This window comes from Gilliamella sp. App6-5 (genome assembly GCF_001690525.1).
In the GTDB taxonomy this organism is placed as follows: domain Bacteria; phylum Pseudomonadota; class Gammaproteobacteria; order Enterobacterales; family Orbaceae; genus Gilliamella; species Gilliamella apicola_H.
Map to the genome: position 1 here is coordinate 1 of NZ_LZGT01000088.1, position 22,386 is coordinate 22,386.

At 36.1% G+C, this 22,386-nt stretch carries 21 protein-coding genes and 1 rRNA gene; 4 read left to right on the top strand and 18 right to left on the bottom strand.

Translation table 11 applies throughout. From position 1 onward, the window contains the following. A 16S ribosomal RNA gene (locus A9G24_RS10370) occupies window positions 1-414 on the bottom strand; the annotation flags it as partial. A gap of 382 nt (window positions 415-796) precedes the next feature. Beyond that, window positions 797-1,621, bottom strand: coding sequence for a glutamate racemase (murI, locus tag A9G24_RS10375; RefSeq protein WP_065638948.1), 825 nt, complete (start codon window positions 1,619-1,621; stop codon window positions 797-799). Between the two features lie 215 nt (window positions 1,622-1,836). Between murI and metK the strand changes: the two genes are divergently transcribed. From metK to A9G24_RS10395, 4 genes are read left to right on the top strand one after another with little or no spacing between them, the layout of a single operon-like run. Beyond that, window positions 1,837-2,988, top strand: coding sequence for a methionine adenosyltransferase (gene metK, locus A9G24_RS10380; protein WP_065638949.1), 1,152 nt, complete (start codon window positions 1,837-1,839; stop codon window positions 2,986-2,988). After that, on the top strand, window positions 2,972-3,481 hold the full coding sequence (locus A9G24_RS10385) for a SprT family zinc-dependent metalloprotease (protein ID WP_065638950.1): 510 nt from the start codon (window positions 2,972-2,974) through the stop codon (window positions 3,479-3,481). The genes metK and A9G24_RS10385 overlap by 17 nt, the downstream gene beginning before the upstream one ends. Before the next feature lie 8 nt (window positions 3,482-3,489). Beyond that, complete coding sequence (locus A9G24_RS10390; RefSeq protein ID WP_065638951.1) at window positions 3,490-4,101, top strand: hypothetical protein; 612 nt, start codon at window positions 3,490-3,492, stop codon at window positions 4,099-4,101. Then, the gene (locus tag A9G24_RS10395) at window positions 4,101-4,943 is read left to right on the top strand and encodes a 23S rRNA (adenine(2030)-N(6))-methyltransferase RlmJ (RefSeq protein ID WP_065638952.1); all 843 of its coding nucleotides are present in this window, start codon (window positions 4,101-4,103) and stop codon (window positions 4,941-4,943) included. The genes A9G24_RS10390 and A9G24_RS10395 overlap by 1 nt, the downstream gene beginning before the upstream one ends. A 59-nt stretch (window positions 4,944-5,002) precedes the next feature. Here A9G24_RS10395 and A9G24_RS10400 read toward each other — a convergent pair whose 3' ends face one another. The 16 genes from A9G24_RS10400 to A9G24_RS10475 form a co-directional block, all read right to left on the bottom strand. Beyond that, window positions 5,003-5,371, bottom strand: coding sequence for a diacylglycerol kinase (locus tag A9G24_RS10400; RefSeq protein WP_065638953.1), 369 nt, complete (start codon window positions 5,369-5,371; stop codon window positions 5,003-5,005). A gap of 20 nt (window positions 5,372-5,391) precedes the next feature. After that, entirely contained in the window at window positions 5,392-6,351 is a 960-nt protein-coding gene (accA, locus tag A9G24_RS10405) for an acetyl-CoA carboxylase carboxyl transferase subunit alpha (protein WP_065638954.1), read from the bottom strand. A gap of 239 nt (window positions 6,352-6,590) precedes the next feature. Further along, window positions 6,591-10,070: a DNA polymerase III subunit alpha gene (gene dnaE, locus A9G24_RS10410; protein WP_065638955.1), complete on the bottom strand. Its 3,480-nt coding sequence runs from the start codon at window positions 10,068-10,070 to the stop codon at window positions 6,591-6,593. 189 nt (window positions 10,071-10,259) lie between these two features. Then, complete coding sequence (gene fabF / locus A9G24_RS10415) at window positions 10,260-11,504, bottom strand: beta-ketoacyl-ACP synthase II (protein WP_065638956.1); 1,245 nt, start codon at window positions 11,502-11,504, stop codon at window positions 10,260-10,262. 160 nt (window positions 11,505-11,664) lie between these two features. Continuing rightward, the gene (acpP, locus tag A9G24_RS10420) at window positions 11,665-11,898 is read right to left on the bottom strand and encodes an acyl carrier protein (protein WP_034910452.1); all 234 of its coding nucleotides are present in this window, start codon (window positions 11,896-11,898) and stop codon (window positions 11,665-11,667) included. Between the two features lie 150 nt (window positions 11,899-12,048). Continuing rightward, complete coding sequence (gene fabG, locus A9G24_RS10425; RefSeq protein WP_065638957.1) at window positions 12,049-12,783, bottom strand: 3-oxoacyl-ACP reductase FabG; 735 nt, start codon at window positions 12,781-12,783, stop codon at window positions 12,049-12,051. Window positions 12,784-12,802: 19 nt separating this feature from the next. Next, window positions 12,803-13,738 (bottom strand): ACP S-malonyltransferase, encoded by a 936-nt coding sequence (gene fabD / locus A9G24_RS10430; protein ID WP_065638958.1) that lies wholly within the window; start codon window positions 13,736-13,738, stop codon window positions 12,803-12,805. 36 nt (window positions 13,739-13,774) lie between these two features. Next, entirely contained in the window at window positions 13,775-14,728 is a 954-nt protein-coding gene (locus A9G24_RS10435) for a beta-ketoacyl-ACP synthase III (RefSeq protein ID WP_065638959.1), read from the bottom strand. Window positions 14,729-14,732: 4 nt separating this feature from the next. Then, entirely contained in the window at window positions 14,733-15,779 is a 1,047-nt protein-coding gene (gene plsX, locus A9G24_RS10440; protein ID WP_081303170.1) for a phosphate acyltransferase PlsX, read from the bottom strand. Window positions 15,780-15,812: 33 nt separating this feature from the next. Continuing rightward, window positions 15,813-15,980: a 50S ribosomal protein L32 gene (rpmF, locus tag A9G24_RS10445; RefSeq protein ID WP_025316508.1), complete on the bottom strand. Its 168-nt coding sequence runs from the start codon at window positions 15,978-15,980 to the stop codon at window positions 15,813-15,815. A gap of 4 nt (window positions 15,981-15,984) precedes the next feature. Further along, a complete protein-coding gene (yceD, locus tag A9G24_RS10450; protein WP_065638960.1) occupies window positions 15,985-16,494 on the bottom strand; it encodes a 23S rRNA accumulation protein YceD in 510 nt (169 codons plus the stop codon). Window positions 16,495-16,734: 240 nt separating this feature from the next. Next, entirely contained in the window at window positions 16,735-18,654 is a 1,920-nt protein-coding gene (locus A9G24_RS10455) for a BglG family transcription antiterminator (RefSeq protein ID WP_065638961.1), read from the bottom strand. After that, the gene (gene dagF, locus A9G24_RS10460; protein WP_065638962.1) at window positions 18,654-19,397 is read right to left on the bottom strand and encodes a 2-dehydro-3-deoxy-phosphogluconate aldolase; all 744 of its coding nucleotides are present in this window, start codon (window positions 19,395-19,397) and stop codon (window positions 18,654-18,656) included. Before dagF ends, A9G24_RS10455 begins: the two co-directional genes overlap by 1 nt. Continuing rightward, window positions 19,397-20,536 (bottom strand): DgaE family pyridoxal phosphate-dependent ammonia lyase, encoded by a 1,140-nt coding sequence (locus tag A9G24_RS10465; protein WP_065638963.1) that lies wholly within the window; start codon window positions 20,534-20,536, stop codon window positions 19,397-19,399. The genes dagF and A9G24_RS10465 overlap by 1 nt, the downstream gene beginning before the upstream one ends. Then, window positions 20,514-21,668, bottom strand: a complete 1,155-nt coding sequence (locus A9G24_RS10470) for an amidohydrolase/deacetylase family metallohydrolase (protein ID WP_065638964.1) — start codon at window positions 21,666-21,668, stop codon at window positions 20,514-20,516. The genes A9G24_RS10465 and A9G24_RS10470 overlap by 23 nt, the downstream gene beginning before the upstream one ends. 51 nt (window positions 21,669-21,719) lie before the next feature. Next, on the bottom strand, window positions 21,720-22,373 hold the full coding sequence (locus A9G24_RS10475) for a DUF4310 family protein (protein ID WP_065638965.1): 654 nt from the start codon (window positions 22,371-22,373) through the stop codon (window positions 21,720-21,722). Window positions 22,374-22,386 lie beyond the last annotated feature (13 nt).

The window sequence follows — 22,386 nt, forward strand, 5'->3', positions numbered from 1 at the left end:
GCCTTCTTCATACACGCGGCATGGCTGCATCAGGGTTCCCCCCATTGTGCAATATTCCCCACTGCTGCCTCCCGTAGGAGTCTGGACCGTGTCTCAGTTCCAGTGTGGCTGGTCATCCTCTCAGACCAGCTAGAGATCGTCGCCTAGGTGAGCCATTACCTCACCTACTAGCTAATCCCATATGGGTTCATCAAATGGCGCATGGCCCGAAAGTCCCATGCTTTGGTCTCTCAACTTTATACGGTATTAGCAGTCGTTTCCAACTGTTGTCCCCTTCCATTCGGCAGATCCCCATACTTTACTCACCCGTCCGCCACTCGTCATCAAGTGCAAGCACTCATGTTACCGTTCGACTTGCATGTGTTAAGCCTGCCGCCAGCGTTCAATCTGAGCCATGATCAAACTCTTCAATTTAAAGTTTGATGCTCAATAACTGTCTCTGACATATTCAAATGAATCTTCAGTGTCACTTATCAAGACTTAATTTTTAAGTCCGTAGACTTTTCATTCTTCGTCTCGCAAGTGCCCACACAGATTGTCTGTTTCTTCTTTTTAAAGAGCTGACAGCTTCTATTCCCAAACAACTTTTTGTTGATTTAGTTTGCTGTCTCAAGGGCTGCGTATACTACGCTACACTTTTTCATTCGTCAAGATCTTTTTTTCAAATTTTCGATCTTATTTTTAACTCACTCACCGCCTGCTTGTCGCTGACTGCGTGTCAGTGGATGCGCATTATAGGGGCTTCTTTTTTTTTAGCAAGCAAAAAAGATTAAATATTTATTCGTTAGCGTAATATTCAAACATCACAAACTTTAATTGCATGATATTTATTAAGATTATAATCAGATAATTTTTTAATCAATTTTTCTACAGACTGATTATAGTTGGTACTCAGTACAATATTTTCAGATGCAGATAAAGGTTTTTGATTCAGAACGTATTTATCATTTAACAAATTATAAACCCTTGTTGCAATCGCATTGCCTGAATCTATAAAGGTAGCTTGAGGAAAAATCATCTGTAATTCTTTTTTAATAAAAGGATAATGAGTACAACCAAGTACTATTGTATCGGGAATTGTCTGTAATTCAAGCCAAGGTTGCATTAATTTTTTTAGTTGTTGCATATCTACAGTACTACCTTGTAATTTATTTTCGGCTATAAGTGCTAATTCTGAAAGCCCTAACAACTGAACAGTACAATGCGTTGCAAATTGCCGGATTAAATCTGTTATATACGTTCTTTCAATTGTAGCTTTGGTTGCTAATAACCCTATACATTTATTTTTTGTAAGCAAACTAGCTGGTTTAATCGCAGGTACAACACCAATGATAGGAAAAGAAAATTTAGAACGCAAACTAGGCAAACAGATAGTGCTTGCAGTATTACAGGCAATGACCGCTAAATCAATTGAGTAAAATTGAGTAACAACTTCAATGACCGAATTGACCCTATTAATTAACAATTCTGACGATTTATCTCCATAAGGAAACATTTCATTATCAAATGCATAAATATAGTGTACATTAGGTATTTTATTATAGATTTTATTATAAACAGATAAACCACCGATACCTGAATCAAATACTAACACTGAAGGAAATTGTTTTGTGATGCTCATTTTTAGCTATAGATTATTAAATAATAAATTAGAAACGCGCAATATCGTAAATTGATTAAAAATTAAAGCAAGTAATTTTAGCCAAACCACAATGTTGCATTCTGTTCGATAAATTATAAGCTAGACGTCTAGATGGTAAAACTGCTAAAATAAATACATTAAAGTTGAATTTTATATTTCAATCATTATGCAAAATTAAGTTAGGAAAGTATTCCATGTCAGAATTTTTATTTACTTCAGAATCTGTTTCAGAAGGTCATCCAGATAAAATTGCCGATCAAATATCTGATGCAGTACTTGATGCAATATTAGAGCAAGACCCAAAAGCGCGTGTTGCTTGTGAAACATATGTAAAAACGGGTATGGCTTTAGTTGGTGGTGAAATCACGACTTCAGCTTGGGTAGATATTGAGGAATTAACTCGAAAAACTATTAATGATATTGGTTATACCAGTTCTGAGATGGGATTTGATGCTAATTCATGTGCGGTGCTTAATGCTATTGGCAAGCAATCTCCTGACATCAATCAAGGTGTCGATCGAAAAGATCCGCTAGAACAAGGAGCTGGTGACCAAGGCATTATGTTTGGTTATGCGACCAATGAAATGCCAAATTTAATGCCTGCTGCTATAAGCTATGCTCATGACTTAATGCGCCGCCAAGCAGAAGTCAGAAAAAATGGCACACTCCCTTGGTTAAGGCCTGATGCAAAAAGCCAAGTTACATTAATTTACCAAAACGGTCAAATAAAAGGGGTTGATACTATAGTTTTATCTACACAGCATTCAGAAGCCATTGAACAAAAAGCATTACATGAAGCTGTTATGGAAGAAATCATTAAACCTACATTACCAACCGAATGGTTAACTTCAAGGACAAAATACTTTATTAATCCAACTGGACGCTTCGTTATTGGTGGTCCAATGGGAGATTGTGGGTTAACTGGCCGCAAAATTATTGTAGATACTTATGGCGGAGCCGCACGTCATGGAGGTGGTGCTTTTTCAGGAAAAGATCCGTCAAAAGTTGACCGTTCAGCAGCTTATGCTGCACGCTATGTTGCCAAAAATATTGTTGCGGCTGGACTTGCTGAGAGATGTGAATTACAGATATCTTACGCAATTGGTATTGCCAATCCTACATCAATTTATGTTAATACTTTTGGCACAGAGAAAATCGATCACCATAAAATTGTTTCACTTATCAAAGAATTTTTTGACTTAAGACCTTATGGATTGATTCAGATGCTTGATCTTATTCAGCCAATTTACCAACAAACTGCAAGTTATGGTCATTTTGGGCGAGATATCTTCCCTTGGGAAAAAACCGATAAAGCAGCACTACTTCGCGATGCAGCAGGACTATAAACGCATCCCAATTTATTTACATAATCAGGTAATGGCTTGTTTAAGAACTCACTTAATACAAGCCAATCAACTTCTACATACTCAATATAAAGAACCTAAAATTGTCTATAAGCCTAAAGGTAGCATTGCAGGTAGTGCCTTTTTAACACGTTGGGAAATTCAACTTAATTCAATGATGTTGCTAGAAAATGGTAAACATTTTATTGAAGAGGTTGTGCCCCATGAATTAGCACATCTCATTGTTTTTAAAGAGTTTGGTAAAGTAAAACCACACGGTAAACAATGGCAATATATTATGTCAGAAATATTAGGCAAAATCCCAACTACCACCCATCATTTTACGATACAACGCAATACTTATTTATACTACTGTAGTTGTCAACAACATCATTTAACCTCAATAAGACACAATAAAATTAAAAACGATAAAGCTAGTTATTTATGTCGTAAATGCGGTACTATACTCAAACTTAAAAGCGCTAATAAATATTAAGATATTGTATGTTTAAATTAGATTTTCATTTTTACAAAAGTTCCTTATCGATTATTATTCTTGGTATTATTCTTTACATTATAGGTAATTTTTTTATACCTTTATACAATGGACTTACCGTTACTCTTATTGAACATTTTCAATCACTTTTTTTATTATTTATGTGTTGTTATACCTACTACTATGCGAAACGTGTGGCTAAACATTCGGAATTATACAAATTTTGGATTTGGACAATATTTTGGTGGTTTATGCTTTTTGGTCGGGGAATTAGTTGGGGACGTGATTTTTTTCCTGAAGTGCCACGTTTTTATTATAAAATTATTGCTAGTATTTTAATAGCAATTCCAATACTAAGTATATTTTTACCCACAATCCGCCGAGAAATTGTTCGTCGCTACAAATTTGAAAAAATTCCAGTTTGGCATATATTTTTAGCTTTTTTATTCTTGGGTATAGCTGATATTGCAGAGCACCGCCGTATTGGCCATGAATTATTAGTTATAACAAGGGATCGAAAAGATTTAATAGAAGAATTAATGGAGATCCCCTGCCTTCTTTGTTTAGCTTTAACAACCTTTTATATGCAAAAAAATGAACAAAAAAAGGAGAATTTATAATGTTAAGCTATCGTCATAGTTATCATGCTGGTAATCATGCGGATGTATTAAAACATATTGTTTTAACATTCTGTATTGAATCATTAAAAGAAAAAGAAAAACCTTTTTTATATTTAGATACACACTCTGGGGCGGGGCGATACCTACTAAAAAGTGAGCATGCTGAAAAAACCGGTGAATATTTATCAGGAATTAATTTACTATGGCAACAATCTAATATTCCAGGATTGCTCAAGACCTATATATCAATACTAAGACGTTATAATCCTTTTGATGAATTAAAATATTATCCTGGCTCACCATTAATTGCTAAGCAATTATTACGTGAACAAGACAAGCTCAATCTCACTGAATTACATCCAACCGATTATCCTTTATTAAAGCAAGAATTTAATAAAGATAAACGAACAAGAGTATTACGTGAAGATGGCTTTTCTCAATTAAAATCGAAGTTACCCCCGCAATCACGTCGTGGAATTATATTAATTGATCCCTCCTATGAAATTAAGGATGATTATCAAAAAATTCCTGCAGCATTATTTGAAGCATACAAACGATTTGCTACAGGTATCTACTTAATTTGGTATCCTGTGGTATCTCGTACACAAACTCAAAAAATGATTGATGGTATTGTTAACTTAGGTATCAAGCGAATTTCACAGTTTGAACTAGCAATAAAACCAGATAATAATCAAAAAGGCATGACTGCATCAGGAATGATAGTAATTAACCCGCCATGGAAATTACATGAACAAATGAATATAGTTATGCCATGGCTAAAAACAACATTAGATAGTGAAAAAACTGGAAATTTTGTTATTAAAAAACTCGTTTCTGAATAGTTTTTTATTAGTTATCTATTGTCAAAAACTTTCAGAAAAGTATACGTTTCAATAAAAAATCACGGAAAAAAGTGACAAGAAAATAGATAAATCCATAAGATTACCGTCAATAATAACGATAAAAATACAGCTGCTGAACCATAATCCTTCGCTCGGCCAGATAGCTCATGTCTTTCATGACCGATACGATCAACAACACTCTCAATTGCACTATTAATTAACTCGGTAATCATCACAACACCGATCGATCCAAGTAATAAGATGCGTTCATAAATAGAAAAATCAACCAGCATTACAATGATATAAGCCAAACCCAATAAAATTAGCTCTTGACGAAATGCAGCTTCATGTTTGATCGCTGATTTTAAACCTTTTAAAGAGTATTTTGTCGCATTAAAGATACGAAGTAATCCTGTCGATTTTTTCATTATAATGTTCCTGATTTAGACTACCTTACATAACCATAGTTCATCAAACGTTGAAATCTTCTTTCCAGTAATACAGATAAATCCATACTTTCAAGTTCATCAAGATCACTAAGTAGCTGGCTTTTGAGTGAAACAGATATAGCGGTATAATCTCGGTGAGCCCCACCAAGTGGCTCGGGCACGATTGAATCAATCAAATTTAATTTTAATAAATTATCTGCTGTCATATTCATGGCTTCAGCTGCAACTGGTGCTTTATCAGCACTTTTCCATAAAATAGAAGCACAGCCTTCTGGTGAGATAACAGAATAAGTACTATATTGAAGCATGTTTACTTTATCTGCTACGCCAATCGCTAGTGCTCCCCCAGATCCACCTTCACCAATGACTGTACAAATGGTGGGCACTTTAAGGCGTGACATTTCTCTTAAATTACGTGCAATAGCTTCTGCTTGCCCCCGTTCTTCAGCACCAATACCAGGATACGCCCCAGGAGTATCAATAAAAGTGATAATTGGTAATTTAAAACGTTCGGCTAATTGCATTAATCGTAAAGCTTTACGATAACCCTCTGGGGCTGGCATACCAAAGTTTCGATAAATCTTCTGTTTAGTTTCACGACCTTTTTGATGTCCAATAACTACCACTGTCCGCCCATCAATACGTGCAATGCCACCAATAATTGCTTTATCATCAGCATAAGCCCTATCACCAGCTAATTCATCAAAATCAGTAAAAATTTCTTTTATATAATCCAATGTATAAGGACGATTTGGATGTCTAGCTAGTTGTGCAATTTCCCAAGGGGTTAAATTAGCAAATATTTTTTTTGTTAATTCACGGCTTTTTTTATGTAATTGCTTAATCTCTTTATCTAAATTAATATCTAATTCAACTTGTTGTGAATCAATATTCCTTAAGGAATTAATTTTTGCTTCTAATTCCGCGATCGGCTTTTCAAATTCCAAAAAATTGTTCATAACGTTTGTAATTGCCTCTTAATTCATTCGGTACTTTAAAAATACACTATTCAATAATATACTGACTAATTCTGAAGATAAAATTAAACCAATTCTACTATGTAATACTCATTGAAGTCACCTATATTTATATTAATAGGCTTCAACTTTTCCAAAATTTAGCTACATAAACTTAATAGAAGCAGCTTTTTTATTCACCAATGTTAATAATCAAACTGCTATTCATAAGTTTATTTAAATTATTCAAAATCAAATTCAATACGGTCAATACCAAGTAATGTCTTTAACTCAACTATCAAAGCATCTTCAGGAATTATCCTCCATGTCGTGCCAAATTGAATCCTAACAACTAAATCATCTCGATGATAATATAAGTTAACTGGCACACTGCCATGCCGATAAGGTTCAAACAATTGTTGTAACCGCTGCAATATTGCTTGATTTGTTTCGCTTTCAGTTAAGGTAATCGACAATCCTTTTACATATTTAGCTCGCGCATCTTTTAGATCAGCAATATCGCGTACTGATATTTTAAAACCACCATTAAAATCGTCATTACTGACTTGACCTGTAACAATTAAGATCTTATCTTTTACAAGTAAATGTCCGAAATTATCTAAAGACTCCGCAAAAAGCATACCGTCAATACGCCCAGAACGATCGTCCAAGGTGAACAAACCGATTTTTTTACCTTTTTTAGTAATGCGAACCCGAGCATCAGTAACAATACCAGCAAAAGTAACCGTCTTACCCCAACCTGTTGGAGAGGCCTCACTAATTCTCAGTCCGCCAGTATAACGATTTAATTCTTTTAAATATTGTGTTACTGGATGCCCCGTTAAATAAAGTCCTAACGCTTCACGTTCACCATCAAGCAAAACTTGATCGGGTAATTCAGGAACGGCAGCATAAGCATGCTCAACTTGTTCAGGCTCTTCCGCCAAAACACCAAACATATCTTCTTGACCAATATCTTGCGCTTTAGCATATTGCTCTGCCGCTTGCATTGCATCATTAATGCTATGCAATATAGCCGCTCGATGAGGTCCTAATTTATCAAAAGCTCCTGCCATAGTGAGTTTTTCAAGTACTCGGCGATTGATCTTCTTCATATCTGTTCGAGCACAAAGTTCGAAAATATTTTTGAAATATCCCCCACTGTTACGTGCTTCAACAATGGCCTCAATAGGCCCTTCACCGACACCTTTTATAGCCCCGATACCATAAACAATCTCACCTTTATCATTTACATGAAAGTGATACAGGCCACTATTGATATCAGGAGGATTGACTTTTAACCCCATCCGCAAACATTCATCAACTAAACCAACAATTTTATCGGTATTATCCATATCGGCAGTCATAACCGCAGCCATAAATTCGGCAGGATAGTGCGTTTTCAGCCACAAAGTTTGATAAGAAACAAGCGCATAAGCAGCCGAGTGAGATTTATTAAAACCATATCCTGCAAATTTTTCAACCAAATCAAATATTCGCATCGACAGCTCACCATCAATACCTTGTTTTTCAGCGCCTTCTTTAAAAACAGAACGTTGCTTTGCCATCTCTTCAGGTTTTTTCTTACCCATAGCTCGGCGCAATAAATCAGCACCGCCCAATGTATAACCTGAAAGAGTTTGTGCGATTTGCATAACTTGTTCTTGATATAAAATAATACCATAAGTGGGTTCTAAAATAGGTTTTAATGAGTCGTGTTGATACTTAATATCAGGGTAAGAAACCTCTTCTCTTCCGTGTTTTCGGTCAATAAAATTGTCGACCATACCTGATTGTAGGGGACCTGGACGGAATAATGCGACTAAAGCTATCATATCCTCAAAACAGTCAGGCTTTAGACGTCTTATTAAATCTTTCATACCACGGGATTCGAGTTGGAACACCGCTGTAGTTTCAGCTTTTAATAATAATTCGAAAGATTTTTCATCATCTAAAGGAATTCGAGTAATATCGACTTTTCCTTTACCCTCTCGTAGCTGGCGTTCATTAATCATTTTGATTGCCCAATCAATAATGGTTAATGTCCGTAAGCCTAGAAAGTCAAATTTCACAAGACCTGCATATTCCACATCATTTTTATCAAATTGAGTAACTGGATGATGGCCTTCTGGATCACAATAAATTGGCGAAAAATCAGTAATTTTAGTTGGTGAGATCACAACACCACCAGCATGCTTACCAGCATTTCGGGTTACACCTTCCAATTGCCGGGCGATGTCGATTAATGATTTGACTTCTTCATTATTATCATATAACTCTTGTAACTGAGGCTCAATTTCAAAAGCTTTGGCTAGTGTCATACCTGGATCTAAAGGTATTAATTTTGAAATACGATCGACAAACCCATAAGGATGCCCAAGTACTCTTCCAACATCTCGGATGACTGCTTTAGCTGCCATGGTACCAAAGGTTATAATTTGAGAAACCGCATCTCGTCCATACATATCAGCGACATGATCAATAACCAGATCGCGTTTTTCCATACAGAAATCAACATCAAAGTCTGGCATTGAAACACGTTCTGGATTTAAAAAACGTTCAAAAAGTAAATCAAACTCAAGTGGATCCAAATCGGTAATTTTCAAAGCATACGCAACTAGCGAGCCAGCACCAGATCCTCGCCCTGGTCCTACTGGAATATCATTATCTTTTGACCATTGTATAAACTCCATAACAATCAGAAAGTAACCAGGAAACCCCATTTGGTTAATTACTGTTAATTCGGTTTCTAAGCGCTCGTCATATTCTGGTCGTCTTTGCTTTCTAATTGCTGGATCAGGAAATAAAAACGCTAACCTTTTTTCTAATCCTTCGCGTGATTTATGCACTAAAAAGTCTTCAGTAGACATATCACCGGTTGGAAATTTAGGTAAAAAATATTCGCCTAATCGGATAGAAACATTACAGCGTTTAGCTATTTCAACACTATTTTCCAGTGCTTCAGGAATATCAGAAAATAGTTCGCACATTTCCTGTTCTGAGCGTAGATATTGCTCTGCCGAATAGTTTTTAGGTCTGGAAGGATCTTCTAGCGTATTACCATCATGAATAGCGACACGAATCTCGTGAGCATCAAAATCAGAAGATTTCAAAAATCGAACATCATTAGTTGCAACAACGGGTAACAAATATTGTTCAGCCAAATTCACAGCTCGATGAATAAATAGCTCTTCATTGGTTCGTTTAGTGCGTACTAATTCAAAATAAAAATGCTCACTAAAATTTTCAAGATAAAAATTAATAGCATTATCAACGATTATTTGATTATTACGAACAATACCGATCCCAATATCACTTTCTCGCCCTGCTAATACAATTAATCCGGCTCGGTGCTCAATTAGCCAGTCATTATCAACAACTGGCAAATCACCGATATACCCTCGCTGATAAGCTTTAGAAATCAACAATGTAAGATTTTGATATCCTTGATTATTAGCCGCTAAAAGAGTTAAACGATAAATATCATCAGGCATTTGAGAACTTCTAATAGCAATATCTGCACCAATGATCGGTTTAATACCTTTTGACATTGCTGAACCATAGAACTTAACCAATCCACAAAGATTAGTAAAATCTGTGATCGCAAAAGCCGGCATCTGTAACTTGCTCACTTCATTTACTAATGTGCCAACTTTCGCAATTCCATCAACCATCGAGAAATCACTATGCAAATGAAGATGAATAAATTTAGGTTCCGCCATAATTACCAGAAGTGAAGCTATAAAGTTATTATGAGATTATAACACAAGCAAGAGGAATATTCTTATTCTCTTAAATTGTTACTTGAAACTGAGAAAAGATAAAGGTCCTTTTCATTATAAGATTTATAAGTGAAAAATCATTTATTAAAGATATTCCGCCAATAGATATTATCGGCGGATAACAAGAAATTAGATTTTCTTAAATAATACTGAACCATTGGTTCCACCAAAACCAAAAGAATTACAAAGTGCGTATTCTAAATTCTTAACTTGACGTGCTGTATGCGGAACATAATCAAGATCACAGCCCTCATCAGGATTATCAAGGTTAATTGTTGGTGGCACAGCTTGATCACGCAGTGCAAGTACAGTGAAAATAGATTCAACCGCTCCAGCAGCACCCAATAAATGACCTATCATTGATTTAGTTGAACTAACCATAACTTTGTTGGCATTTTCTTTAAAAATACTTTTTACGGCTTCAGTTTCAGCTTTATCACCAGCTGGTGTCGATGTACCATGAGCATTGATATAGCCAACCTGCTCATGGTTAATGCTTGCATCACGCAGTGCACATTGCATTGCTAAAGCCGCACCACTGCCATCAGCTGGAGGTGAAGTCATATGATAAGCATCACCACTCATACCAAATCCAACCAGTTCAGCATAGATTTTAGCTCCTCTCTTTTTGGCGTGTTCATATTCTTCTAAGAACATAATACCAGCACCATCACCAAGCACAAAACCATCACGATCTTTATCCCAAGGACGACTTGCACCTTTAGGATCACCATTATTGGTCGATAATGCACGAGCAGCACCAAAACCACCAATACCAAGTGGAGTACTTGCTTTTTCTCCCCCACCAGCTAACATCGCATCTGCATCACCATAAGCAATCATACGTGCAGCATGACCAATATTGTGCACCCCAGAAGAACATGCTGTTGCGATAGTAATACTTGGCCCTTTTAATCCATAAATAATGGATAAATGACCAGCAATCATATTAACAATTGTTGATGGTACAAAAAAAGGACTGATTTTACGCGGTCCACCATTGACTAATGCACTGTGGTTTTCTTCAATCAACCCAAGTCCACCAATACCTGAACCTATAGCACAGCCAACACGTTTTGCGTTTTCTTCCGTGATCTCAATGCCAGCATCTTGCATTGCTTGCATACCCGCAGCGATACCATATTGGATAAAATAATCCATTTTACGCGCATCTTTGCGTGAAATATTATAATCTTCGCCATTAAAGTTTTTAACCATCGCTGCGAAGCGCGTTGCGAAAGGGGCAGTATCAAAGTGCTCTATGAGTTCAACGCCACTTTGTCCAGCTAATAAAGCCTGCCAAGTGGATTCAACTGTATTACCTACAGGAGATATCATGCCCATTCCAGTAACAACAACTCTGCGTTTAGACACATTGTCCTCCAGGAAAGGATTGAAATGAAATTTGAATCATTGAAAATTTTATTTCGAGTTTTCTAAGAATTTATATCAAGTTTTCTTTAGTTTAAAAATTATAAACACAAATACAAACTAGGCGATCATTTGACCGCCTATTATGAAAACTCTGCTAACCTTATTGATTTGCAGTAATATAATCGATTGCTGATTGAACAGTTGTAATTTTTTCAGCTTCTTCATCAGGAATTTCAGTATCAAATTCTTCTTCTAAAGCCATAACTAATTCAACCGTATCAAGAGAGTCAGCGCCAAGATCTTCAATGAAAGAAGATTCGTTTTTAACTTCTTCCTCTTTTACACCAAGTTGCTCAACAATAATTTTCTTAACTCGCTCTTCAATAGTGCTCATACTCTTTTTTTTCCTATAAAAATCGCCGAAAGTGGCGGTGAATGTAAGTTTATAAAATGTTGAAAAAGATGCCAATCATTTTTCAACCCAATTGCTTATTTCTTATTCAAAACATCAAAGTGTTGGCTCATTTTACACTATTCTAACCAATTACACCATATACATGCCACCATTGACATGTAAAGTTTCACCAGTAATGTAAGATGCTTCATCAGAAACCAAAAAGGCAACCGCATTAGCAATTTCTGTTGGCTCACCTAGACGCCCTGCGGGAACTTGTGACAATGTTAACGCTTTTTGTTCCTCAGTCAATGCATCAGTCATATCAGTTGCAATAAAACCAGGTGCAACAACATTAACCGTAATACCACGAGATGCCACTTCGCGAGCTAATGATTTACTAAAACCAATTAATCCTGCTTTCGCAGCCGCATAGTTAGCTTGACCGGCATTCCCCATTGTAGCAACTACTGAACCAATAGTAACAATTCTGCCATAGCGTTTTTTCATCATTGCACGCATTAATGCTTTAGATAAACGAAAAACGGATGTTAAATTAGTATCTAAAATATCTTGCCATTCATCTTCTTTCATTCGCATTAATAAATTATCACGCGTAATACCTGCATTATTGACTAGAATGTCAATATCACCAAATTCAGCTTTTATTGCACTAATCACAGATTCAATTGATGTTTCATCTGTTACATTTAAAGTAAGGCCTTTTCCATTTTTTCCTAAGTATTGGCCAATCGCTTCAGCACCTTTTTCTGTTGTGGCTGTACCTATAACCGTTGCACCACATGCAACTAATTTTTCTGCTATTGCTTTACCAATTCCTCGACTTGCACCGGTAACTAAAGCAATTTTTCCTGATAGATTCATAACTACCTCTTTTTATCCTTTACTTTGTGTTTTCTAATGCCATTTCTAACGATGATTTATCATTAACCGCAAGACCTGAAAGTGTATCTACAATACGTTTAGTTAAGCCTGTTAACACCTTACCTGGCCCCATTTCAACTAAAAGTGTTACATCTTGTTTTGCTATGTATTCCACAGTTTCTGTCCAACGTACAGGGCTATAAAGCTGAGAAATCAATGCTGTTTTGATTTTTTCTGCTGATGTTTCAACTTTAACATCGACATTATTAATAACCGCAAACTTTGGCGTGCTAAATGCTATCTCGTTTAACGTCGTTGCTAATTTATCAGCGGCTGGTTTCATCAATGCGCAGTGTGATGGCACACTGACAGCAAGTGGTAATGCACGTTTTGCACCAGCTTCTTTACATAATGCGCCAGCACGTTCAACGGCTTCTTTATTACCTGCAATAACAACTTGACCCGGTGAATTAAAATTTACAGGAGCAACAATTTGATCTTGTGCTGCTTGTTCACATGCTTTGCTAATGGATGCGTTATCCAATCCAATAATGGCATACATTGCCCCCGTACCACTTGGTACTGCTTCTTGCATCAGCTTTCCACGTAATTCAACCAATTTAATTGCATCTTTGAAATCAATCACACTAGCGCAAACTAATGCTGAATATTCACCCAAACTATGACCTGCCATAAAATCAGGTTGAGCACCATTAACACTTTGCCACACTCTAAATATTGCAACAGATGAAGCAAGTAGCACAGGTTGCGTTTGCCAAGTTTTATTTAACTCTTCTGTTGGACCTTTTTGTACTAAATCCCACAAATCATAACCAAGCATTTCAGAAGCTTCATCAAATGTGGGTTTCACAATCGAGAAATCATCAGCAAGATCTTTTAACATGCCGACAGCTTGTGAACCTTGTCCTGGAAATACCATTGCAAATTTGGTCATTATTTAAATCCTTGATCATTAAAAATACATCGTAAACTAAAATCTAACTAGCGCAGAACCCCAAACGAATCCACCTCCAAAGGCTTCTAATAAAATTAGGTGACCTCGTTGAATTCGTCCATCTCGCACGCCAGCATCTAAAGCACAAGGCACAGAAGCGGCAGAGGTGTTACCCTGCTTATCCAATGTGACAATGACTTTACTCATATCCATATCTAGGCGTTTTGCAGTTGCTGAAATAATTCTTAAATTAGCTTGATGTGGTACTAACCAATCTAAATCAGCTTTGTTAAACGCATTCTCAGTTAAAAGTTCATCAACCAAATTTGAAAGCTCTTTAACAGCCACTTTAAACACTTCATTGCCATGCATGGTCATGTAAACTGGATTATTTATATCACGGCGATCAACATATGGATATTTTAATAAGTCACCATAACGACCATCAGCATGAAGATGTGAAGCAATAATACCCGGCTCTTCTGATGCACCAACAACAACCGCTCCTGCACCATCACCAAAAATGATAATAGTCCCTCGGTCATTTGGATCAACACCACGAGTTAACATGTCTGAACCAACAACTAAGGCATTCTTAATTGCCCCACTTTTAATATATTTATCGGCAATATCAAGCGCATAAACAAATCCTGAGCAAGCAGCAGATACATCGAATGCAACAACATCACTAATACCTAATTTCGCTTGTAATTCTGTTGCTGAACTTGGAAATGCATTGACCGAAGTTGCCGTTGCAACAATAATCATACCAATTTCTTCTTTAGCGATATTGGCCATTTCAATTGCATTTATAGCAGCTTCATAAGCCATACTCGTTACCGTTTCATTTGGCTCTGCAATCCGTCTTTCTTTGATACCAGTACGTGTTGTGATCCATTCATCACTAGTATCGACCATTTTTTCAAGATCTGCATTAGTTCTTATCTGTTTTGGAAGGTAACTTCCAGTTCCTAATATCTTTGTATACATCTAATTATTCGCTCTTGGGTAGTGCGGAAGAAAGGCTCATTGCTATCTTCTCAGGTATATTTGTTTGTATAGCCAAAATAGCTTGTTCAATTGCTGCAAAAAATGATTTTTGGTTGGCACTACCATGACTTTTGATCACAATACTTCGAAGTCCAAGCAAACAAGCACCATTATATCGTCCAGGTTCCAAATAACCAAAATTTTTTGAGAACTTTCTCTGTAACCATTTACTTAATAGTTTAATTAATAATGAATTATGACCAAGGGACAACTTAAAGGAAGACATAAAAATTTTAACTAAGCCTTCGACTGTTTTTAACGTCACATTGCCAACAAAACCATCACATACTAATACATCTGTTTTGCCGGTTAGAAGCTCATTACCTTCTAAATAGCCGATATAATTAATCTGATCATTTGATTTTAAAATAGAAGCAGCAGCACGTATTTTATCCAATCCTTTGATGTCTTCTTCACCTATATTAAGTAAGGCAACCCGAGGAGTTTCAATTTTTAGTACTGTTTTAGCTAATATTTCACCCATTATGGCAAATTGTACTAGCATATCACTATCACATTCAGCATTAGCACCTAAATCCAACACCACTGTACTTTGATTATTTAATGCAGGAATAGTGGCAACTAAGGCAGGGCGATCAATGCCAGTTAAAGAGTGCAATAAAAGTTTAGACAATCCCATCAATGCGCCAGTATTGCCAGCACTTACACAGGCTTGAGCCTTGTTATCTTTAACCAGTTCAAGCGCTATTCTCATTGATGATCCTTGACTATGGCGAATCGCATAAGCAGGCTTCATATCATTAGCTATCACGGTAGTCGATTCGGTCAAAATTAACCGCCCCTTTTGCTGATATTGAGAGACAAGTTTTACATTTTCTTTTGACAAAAAAAGACTAATTTCCGCTGGATCGCCCACCAGAAAAATAGAAAGGTTTGGATAACAATTTAGCGCTTGTATTGTAGCAGGAACAACAACACGAGGACCGAAGTCCCCGCTCATAGCATCTAACGCAATGGTTAGATTATCCAAAATTTCACCTGAGGATTTCTAATTAGGTAATAATTATTTAGAAATCACTTTACGACCACGATAATAACCATCTGCGGTTACATGATGACGTAAATGTGTTTTACCTGATTCATCAACTGAGATATTAGCAACAGTTAATGCATCATGAGAACGACGCATACCACGTTTTGCACGAGTTTTACGATTCTGTTGAACAGCCATGGATTTACCCCTTATTCTTTAAACTAACTAAAATTGCAAATGGATTCGGTTTTTCATTCTCATTTGGAATGTCACCAAATACCATATCAGCCTCTGACACTTCGCAGTGTTTACTATCATGTACCGGCGCAATTGGCAACGAAAGAATAATTTCGTCCTCAAGTAACGCCAATATATCTACTTCGCCAAACTCGTTGATTAAAACGGGTTCATAATGTTCCGGTAGTGCCTCTGCTTGAGCATCGCTCTTAACAGGACTAAATTTATTCATCACATAAACTTCTGTGATAAAAGGTTTAAAACAACGCTGACAAACTTGTTCTAACGTCATTTTTGCATCAATTGTAATAACGCAAAGTCGTTGCTCATCAAATTCAAAAGACAAGCTACACTCTAGATCGCTTTGCGGACTTTCAACCCTAGTTACACTTTTAGCTGGATAATATCCAATATAATCAAGCCTTTTTTGTGCCGCTTTAATTGGATCAATTGTTAATGGCAATTTATTTTGCATAAAATATGCATGCTACCTTAAAAATTTATTTTATGTAGTGTAGCTAAAAACTACACAATGCCGTAAGGCGCGCATATTACCTTTAAATCATGATTTCGTCAATGGGCACAAACAAGATAATTCGTTTTACTCATTGATTATTACCTTAATATTCATTCTGAATATTTTTTTACTTTTGTAAAAAAGTTTCGGTAAAAATAAGATTTACGTCTAAAAACAATAAATATGCTTATCCAACAATTATGGCAGTCGACCAAAGCTATCTTTAACGATTGCACAAAAATCATCAAACGTTTTACTATCTAATAAACGCTTAGTTGATCTTTCTTTGACAAAGTTTACAAATAAATTATAAATGCGCATTGCATTTTCATATTCATCTTTACTGATTGCCAATAAAAAAATAACATGAGCGATTTTATTCTTATCCCATACGATACCTTGTGGAGCTAATATAGTCGTTACTATAGTTTTTTTAGCCAGCAACCCGACTGAGTGGGGAATAGCAATATTTTCACCTAATAGTGTGGACACTATTGACTCTCGTTCAATGACTGACGGATAGAAATCTACATCTACATACCCCGCTTGCTTAAGTTTTTTACAAACATTTTTTAAAAGGTCTTTTTGTGTCATTGATTGTTCAATAATGAAAAAAAACTTTTCATTAAAAAAATGCTCAATAATATAAGGCATTGTTCTATCAATCATTGCTAACCGCCCCAATTGTTCAAGCTGATGAGGTGTCGGAAATGGTGAAATTTTAACTATTTGCTTATTTTTTTCTGTTAAACGAATGGTTGAAACAACAAAATCTTCTTTAATATTTGCCAGCTGCTCGTATTCTCGATAAGAAAGAATTCGATTTATTTCAATATGTGGAAAATCCCGTTTAATTTTTGATTCAATCATACGCAAAGCTGCATTACCAAGTTCACTTACAAGTAAAATTTGTGCATATCTTTCATGTCCTGCACTATAATTACGCTCTAAGGCTACACCAATATGTACAGCTAAATAACTAATTTCGTCTTCCGTTACTTTGGATTCAGTATACTGTTCAGTGTTAGTAAGCGCAGATAACGTAATATCATAAGCAAAAGGATAATATTGTTTTATCTCCCGTAATAAAGGATTAGTTGTGCGGATTTGATATTTAATTCGCGATAACATTGATGAAATATGAATTAATATATCTTGACGTAACTTTTTATCTTCCCATAAATTATAATGATAAGTATTATTAATATAAGATAATATATGATTAATCAATGCCAAGCTTTTTGACTGATTTGGCGAATCTATAATAGTGCGGGAATAAATCTGAGCACATAAATAATTAAACTCCGCATCAGAAAGCACACCACCTAAAAAATAGGAAATATCTTCAGATATTTCACTCACTGCGCTGATAACAATGGTATTAATTTTTTCAACTTGATACTCAAGTAACTCATGCCCTTGGGTAATTCGTATAATTGAAACAGCACAACTATAAAGTAAATACCCTCGCCCTTCTGCACTCAATTTTAATTCAAAACGTTCCAGTTGATTTTGAAGAATTTTTTCAAGATACTCTAAATCAATATCATTTAAAATCGTTTTGCACAATCTATTAACTGTAATGAGATCTTCAGTCATATAGCGTTGCCATAAAATATCGGTTAAACATGCGCGTATAGACGACTCTTCGCCAATTAGCCGCATGCCATAATAAGGTCGATTTTCGAGAAATAAATTATATTTATCTAAATATTTTTTAACTTCAATAATATCATTTTGCAATGTACTACGGCTTAAAAACCATTCTCCGGCTATATCATCCAACTTTACAAAATTGGATTGAGTTAAAAAAGCGATCAATAAAGCCAAAACTCTTTCTTTACTGGTTCGTGGAACTTGTTCAATCACTTGAGTGATAGGTAATGTGGCATAACGAATAGGATCGGTTACCACAAGTTGATAACCAATATTTTTGGTATAATCAACTTGGGCACCATAATCACCTAAAATATCGTTAAGCGCTGAAATATCGGTACGAATTGTGCGAGTAGAAACTGAAAAACGATTCGCTAGCTCTCGTTGAGGTAGTGTTTCGTTTTTTATGGTATCAAATAAATACGCTAATCGCTGATAATAAAAAAGCACTTTAGATGCCATTATTTATCCACTAGTTTTTGTGTAATAGCTAACAGTTGTTTGACATCACTGATACGTGTTGCACCTGTTGCTTTATCAATGATAGAACTATAGATATGTGGAATAATTCTCTTCACACCTGCATCTAAAGCAATTTTTAAGATTGCCTCATAATTGTCTAAGTCAATACCGCCTGTTGGTTCAAGATAGAAATCATGCTCAGCACAACATTTAGCCACATACTCAAATTCATCTTTATGCTTTAAACCGCTCATAGGGAAATATTTTATTGAACTTCCTCCCATATCTTTCAATAAAGCAATAGCGGTTTCAACAGGAACGATAGCTGCTGGTAACTTTGAACTTATAGAACCAGTTGCAATATTCACTAAACCTACTTCCCCCGTTGGTGAAACTAATCCATTAATGATAGTTTCTTTTTGACCTAATAATGCGCGACTTGCCGCAACTCCAGTAAACACTTGATTAACATGTTGTGGCTGAAGCACGGCTGATATCTCAGAAACCATTGTTGATTGATTAGGATCACCCGCACCAAGCCCCACAGAGATAGCATTATCAATAGCTGCTGCATATCTTTTCATATCAGCAATCGCTGCTTCATTATCAAAATAGTTTTTAGATAAAATACCCACAACCACATGGGTTTGCGCAGCTTCATAAATTGCTTTTGCATTGTCGATTGAATTCGCTAGTACATTTAAACAAACACGCTCATTATAATAATTTGGACTCAGTTGCATTATTTTGCTCCTTGAATAATATTTTTAATTTTGTTGTAAATAATATCAAGTTGTGCTGATGTCACACTACGCACATCGGCATCGACTTTGCCTTCATTGGCTTTATATTCTCTAAAGTACACTGCAATTTCGCCTTGTTTCATCAGATCAATCATTTCAATGGCGGTTTTACCTATCACGCTTGCATCAAACACTATTTCTGCGCGTGCAATATCACGTCCTGCTCCATCCCAAACGACTTTGGCCGATATGCCATCAAGGGTATTTAGACTTTCAATAAATGGTGTCATTTTAGTCACCATCTGTTGTCCTGTTTCAGGTTTTGGATCGCGAACATAAAGCTCAATAGCTTGAGTTAATCCTAAAATGCCTTCTTTACCAACTTTCATGGGGCGGCCTATACCTTGTGATTGTAGTTTTAACCACTCTACCGCTTGATGACGACCAATGACAACACCACTAGTTGGTCCTTCAATGGCTTTAGCACCACTATAAATAACTAAATCAGCACCTTGTTGATAATAAATTTGTAAATCTTCTTCCGCTGCTGCATCAACAATCAATGGAATATTATATTTTTTGGCAATTACAGCCGTTTGTGCGACTGATAACATACTTTTTTGTACACAATGATGTGACTTAACATATAAAATTGCGGCAGTATCTGGATTAATTAGTGATTCAATATGCTCAGGTTTACACTCATTGGCATATCCAGCTTCAACCATAATTCCACCACCTAAAGCAACCATTGTACCAATCGGTGCACCAAAATTAACGTTATGACCTTTAGGAACAATAATTTCACGAGGAACATATTTGTCTGATGAATGTAAATTAAATAACAGTTCACGATCATCTTTGATAATTAAACCTGCAACCGCTTGTACAATGCCAGCAGAAGCACACGATACTACTACTGCATTTTCGACTTTGAGTAATTTAGCAATATATTGCCCCGTTTTATCCACCAAATCTTTAATTTCAAAATATTCATTTAGCCCATGTAATACTGTGTCAATCACTTCTGATCTTGGCGTTGAGACACCTAAAATTGTCATTCGCCCTGACGCATTAATTACCCTTTTTAAGTTATATTTACTGTAAACATCTTTTTCAGTTTGAGATTCTGAGCCCATTTTTACTACCTTCTTCTGTTATTTCAATGCGTATTGAATGTTTTGCAGCATCAGCCACAATCGATGCCAAAGGGATAAACTGCTCATCACTTTGCCTAATTTCACCTTCTGAATCTAATAACGAAATAGCCTGCTGCTTAACATCAAAAATAGTCAAATCCGCATCATAACCAACCGATAAAACACCTTTATTTTTAAGATGCAAAATCTGTGCCGCATTGTGTGTTACGCTATCAATAATTCTTTTTCGACTATAACCAAGGCAGATAAACTTTGTCATCACATTGGCCAAACTAAAAACAGGACCTTGTAGTCGATTTTTAGAATAGATATCAGAACTGATCGTGTTAGGATAAACACCTAAACATTTAGCGCGCTCTGCCACGGCAAAACTGAAACTTTCACCGCCATGACCAATATCCAAAATTACCCCTCGCTCGATTGCGCGTTTGATTGATTCTCGCAGATTATTCTCTTTATCAAAGATCTGATTAGGTTTACCATTAAAACAATGTGTAATAATGTCACCTTTAGTTAACAAATCGGCAATTTCATCAAGATCTGGGGGATTATTACCAACATGAATCATCAAAGGTAAACCACTCTTTTTTTGTATTTCTTTAGCTTTCACTAATGGTTCGATGCCATTGTCACCCACCACACTACGGCTCATTCGCACTTTGATGCCAATAATAAAATCGGGATACTTAGCTAGTGTTGTATCAAATAAAGGCACATCAATATTTTGTATGTCAGCAAGCTCGTTTTGTCTTAATAGTCCGATTTTAGAAATATTTAAAAAAGAATAAACATGCGTATTAGCTTGCTGAGCTAATTGATAAAACTCATCAGCATCAATAGCCCCAACGCTACCGGCATCCACAACAACGGTGACACCAGCTTTAACCCCAATCAAATCTGGTTCATCATGATAAATGGGCGAATGAGCAAAACAATGCGTATGAGAATCAATCCATCCTGAACTGACATAATGTTTAGTTTGTAGATCCAAAACACGTCGAGATTGACCCGTAATAGTATTAGCAATCGCAATAAGCTTGCCTTGCTCAATAGCAATATCGGTGACTGATTCATCAATGAGTTTGGCATTTTTTATAATTAAATCATACATAATTTATTCCACTTCCTATGTAATTTATTAAATTACATAGGGTAATTAATATTATAGAATTGGGAACAAACCACCAAAAATCATAGCGCCTAAAACAGCCCCACCTGTGATTGGCTTTTTCCATACATAAAAAAGTAATGCTCCCAATAACGAACCGATACCAATAGGAATTGAAGCAACCATAGCAGATAAAATAATCATTGGACCAAGGAATCGTCCTGAAGCATTGCCTGCGCCCATCATAACATCTGCACCAAAAGTTGAACAGGTACCGCTATTAACTGTAAATTTACGGATCAAAATAATCATTAAACCAATTAGCACTCCCAATACTGAACCTGTAATTAATGCAGCAAAAAAGTTTTCAACAGGTAATGTATAGCCACCAGCGAGTAATAATGCAGGGACGCCTAGTCCAATACCGGTTTGTAGTGCACCACCAATATCCAATATACCAACTAATGAACCTTCAATAACGCGGGCAAATAAAAAGCTAGCACCAAAGGCCGCAACAGCACCATAATCACCAGTCGTCATACCTGATTTAAGCATGGCAACGAATGCGATTTCGTTAAATGCGCCAATACCATACACATAAAAAGTATGCGTTCCTGCAAAAATACCGGCAGATAACAGTCCACAAATAATAGGGAATGACCAATCGGCATACCAAAAACTTTTATTGATTGTTGCTTGTGTATTCATAATGTGTTTCCTA

Coding starts and splice junctions, on each gene's coding strand:
- dnaE (WP_065638955.1), bottom strand. CDS start 10,070: ATGGCGGAACCTAAATTTATTCATCTTCATTTGCATAGTGATTTCTCG.
- metK (WP_065638949.1), top strand. CDS start 1,837: ATGTCAGAATTTTTATTTACTTCAGAATCTGTTTCAGAAGGTCATCCA.
- rpmF (WP_025316508.1), bottom strand. CDS start 15,980: ATGGCTGTTCAACAGAATCGTAAAACTCGTGCAAAACGTGGTATGCGT.
- A9G24_RS10470 (WP_065638964.1), bottom strand. CDS start 21,668: ATGTATGATTTAATTATAAAAAATGCCAAACTCATTGATGAATCAGTC.
- A9G24_RS10455 (WP_065638961.1), bottom strand. CDS start 18,654: ATGGCATCTAAAGTGCTTTTTTATTATCAGCGATTAGCGTATTTATTT.
- A9G24_RS10475 (WP_065638965.1), bottom strand. CDS start 22,373: ATGAATACACAAGCAACAATCAATAAAAGTTTTTGGTATGCCGATTGG.
- A9G24_RS10385 (WP_065638950.1), top strand. CDS start 2,972: ATGCAGCAGGACTATAAACGCATCCCAATTTATTTACATAATCAGGTA.
- fabG (WP_065638957.1), bottom strand. CDS start 12,783: ATGAATCTATCAGGAAAAATTGCTTTAGTTACCGGTGCAAGTCGAGGA.
- yceD (WP_065638960.1), bottom strand. CDS start 16,494: ATGCAAAATAAATTGCCATTAACAATTGATCCAATTAAAGCGGCACAA.
- A9G24_RS10390 (WP_065638951.1), top strand. CDS start 3,490: ATGTTTAAATTAGATTTTCATTTTTACAAAAGTTCCTTATCGATTATT.
- acpP (WP_034910452.1), bottom strand. CDS start 11,898: ATGAGCACTATTGAAGAGCGAGTTAAGAAAATTATTGTTGAGCAACTT.
- murI (WP_065638948.1), bottom strand. CDS start 1,621: ATGAGCATCACAAAACAATTTCCTTCAGTGTTAGTATTTGATTCAGGT.
- accA (WP_065638954.1), bottom strand. CDS start 6,351: ATGAACAATTTTTTGGAATTTGAAAAGCCGATCGCGGAATTAGAAGCA.
- A9G24_RS10400 (WP_065638953.1), bottom strand. CDS start 5,371: ATGAAAAAATCGACAGGATTACTTCGTATCTTTAATGCGACAAAATAC.
- fabD (WP_065638958.1), bottom strand. CDS start 13,738: ATGACCAAATTTGCAATGGTATTTCCAGGACAAGGTTCACAAGCTGTC.
- A9G24_RS10465 (WP_065638963.1), bottom strand. CDS start 20,536: ATGGGCTCAGAATCTCAAACTGAAAAAGATGTTTACAGTAAATATAAC.
- dagF (WP_065638962.1), bottom strand. CDS start 19,397: ATGCAACTGAGTCCAAATTATTATAATGAGCGTGTTTGTTTAAATGTA.
- A9G24_RS10435 (WP_065638959.1), bottom strand. CDS start 14,728: ATGTATACAAAGATATTAGGAACTGGAAGTTACCTTCCAAAACAGATA.
- A9G24_RS10395 (WP_065638952.1), top strand. CDS start 4,101: ATGTTAAGCTATCGTCATAGTTATCATGCTGGTAATCATGCGGATGTA.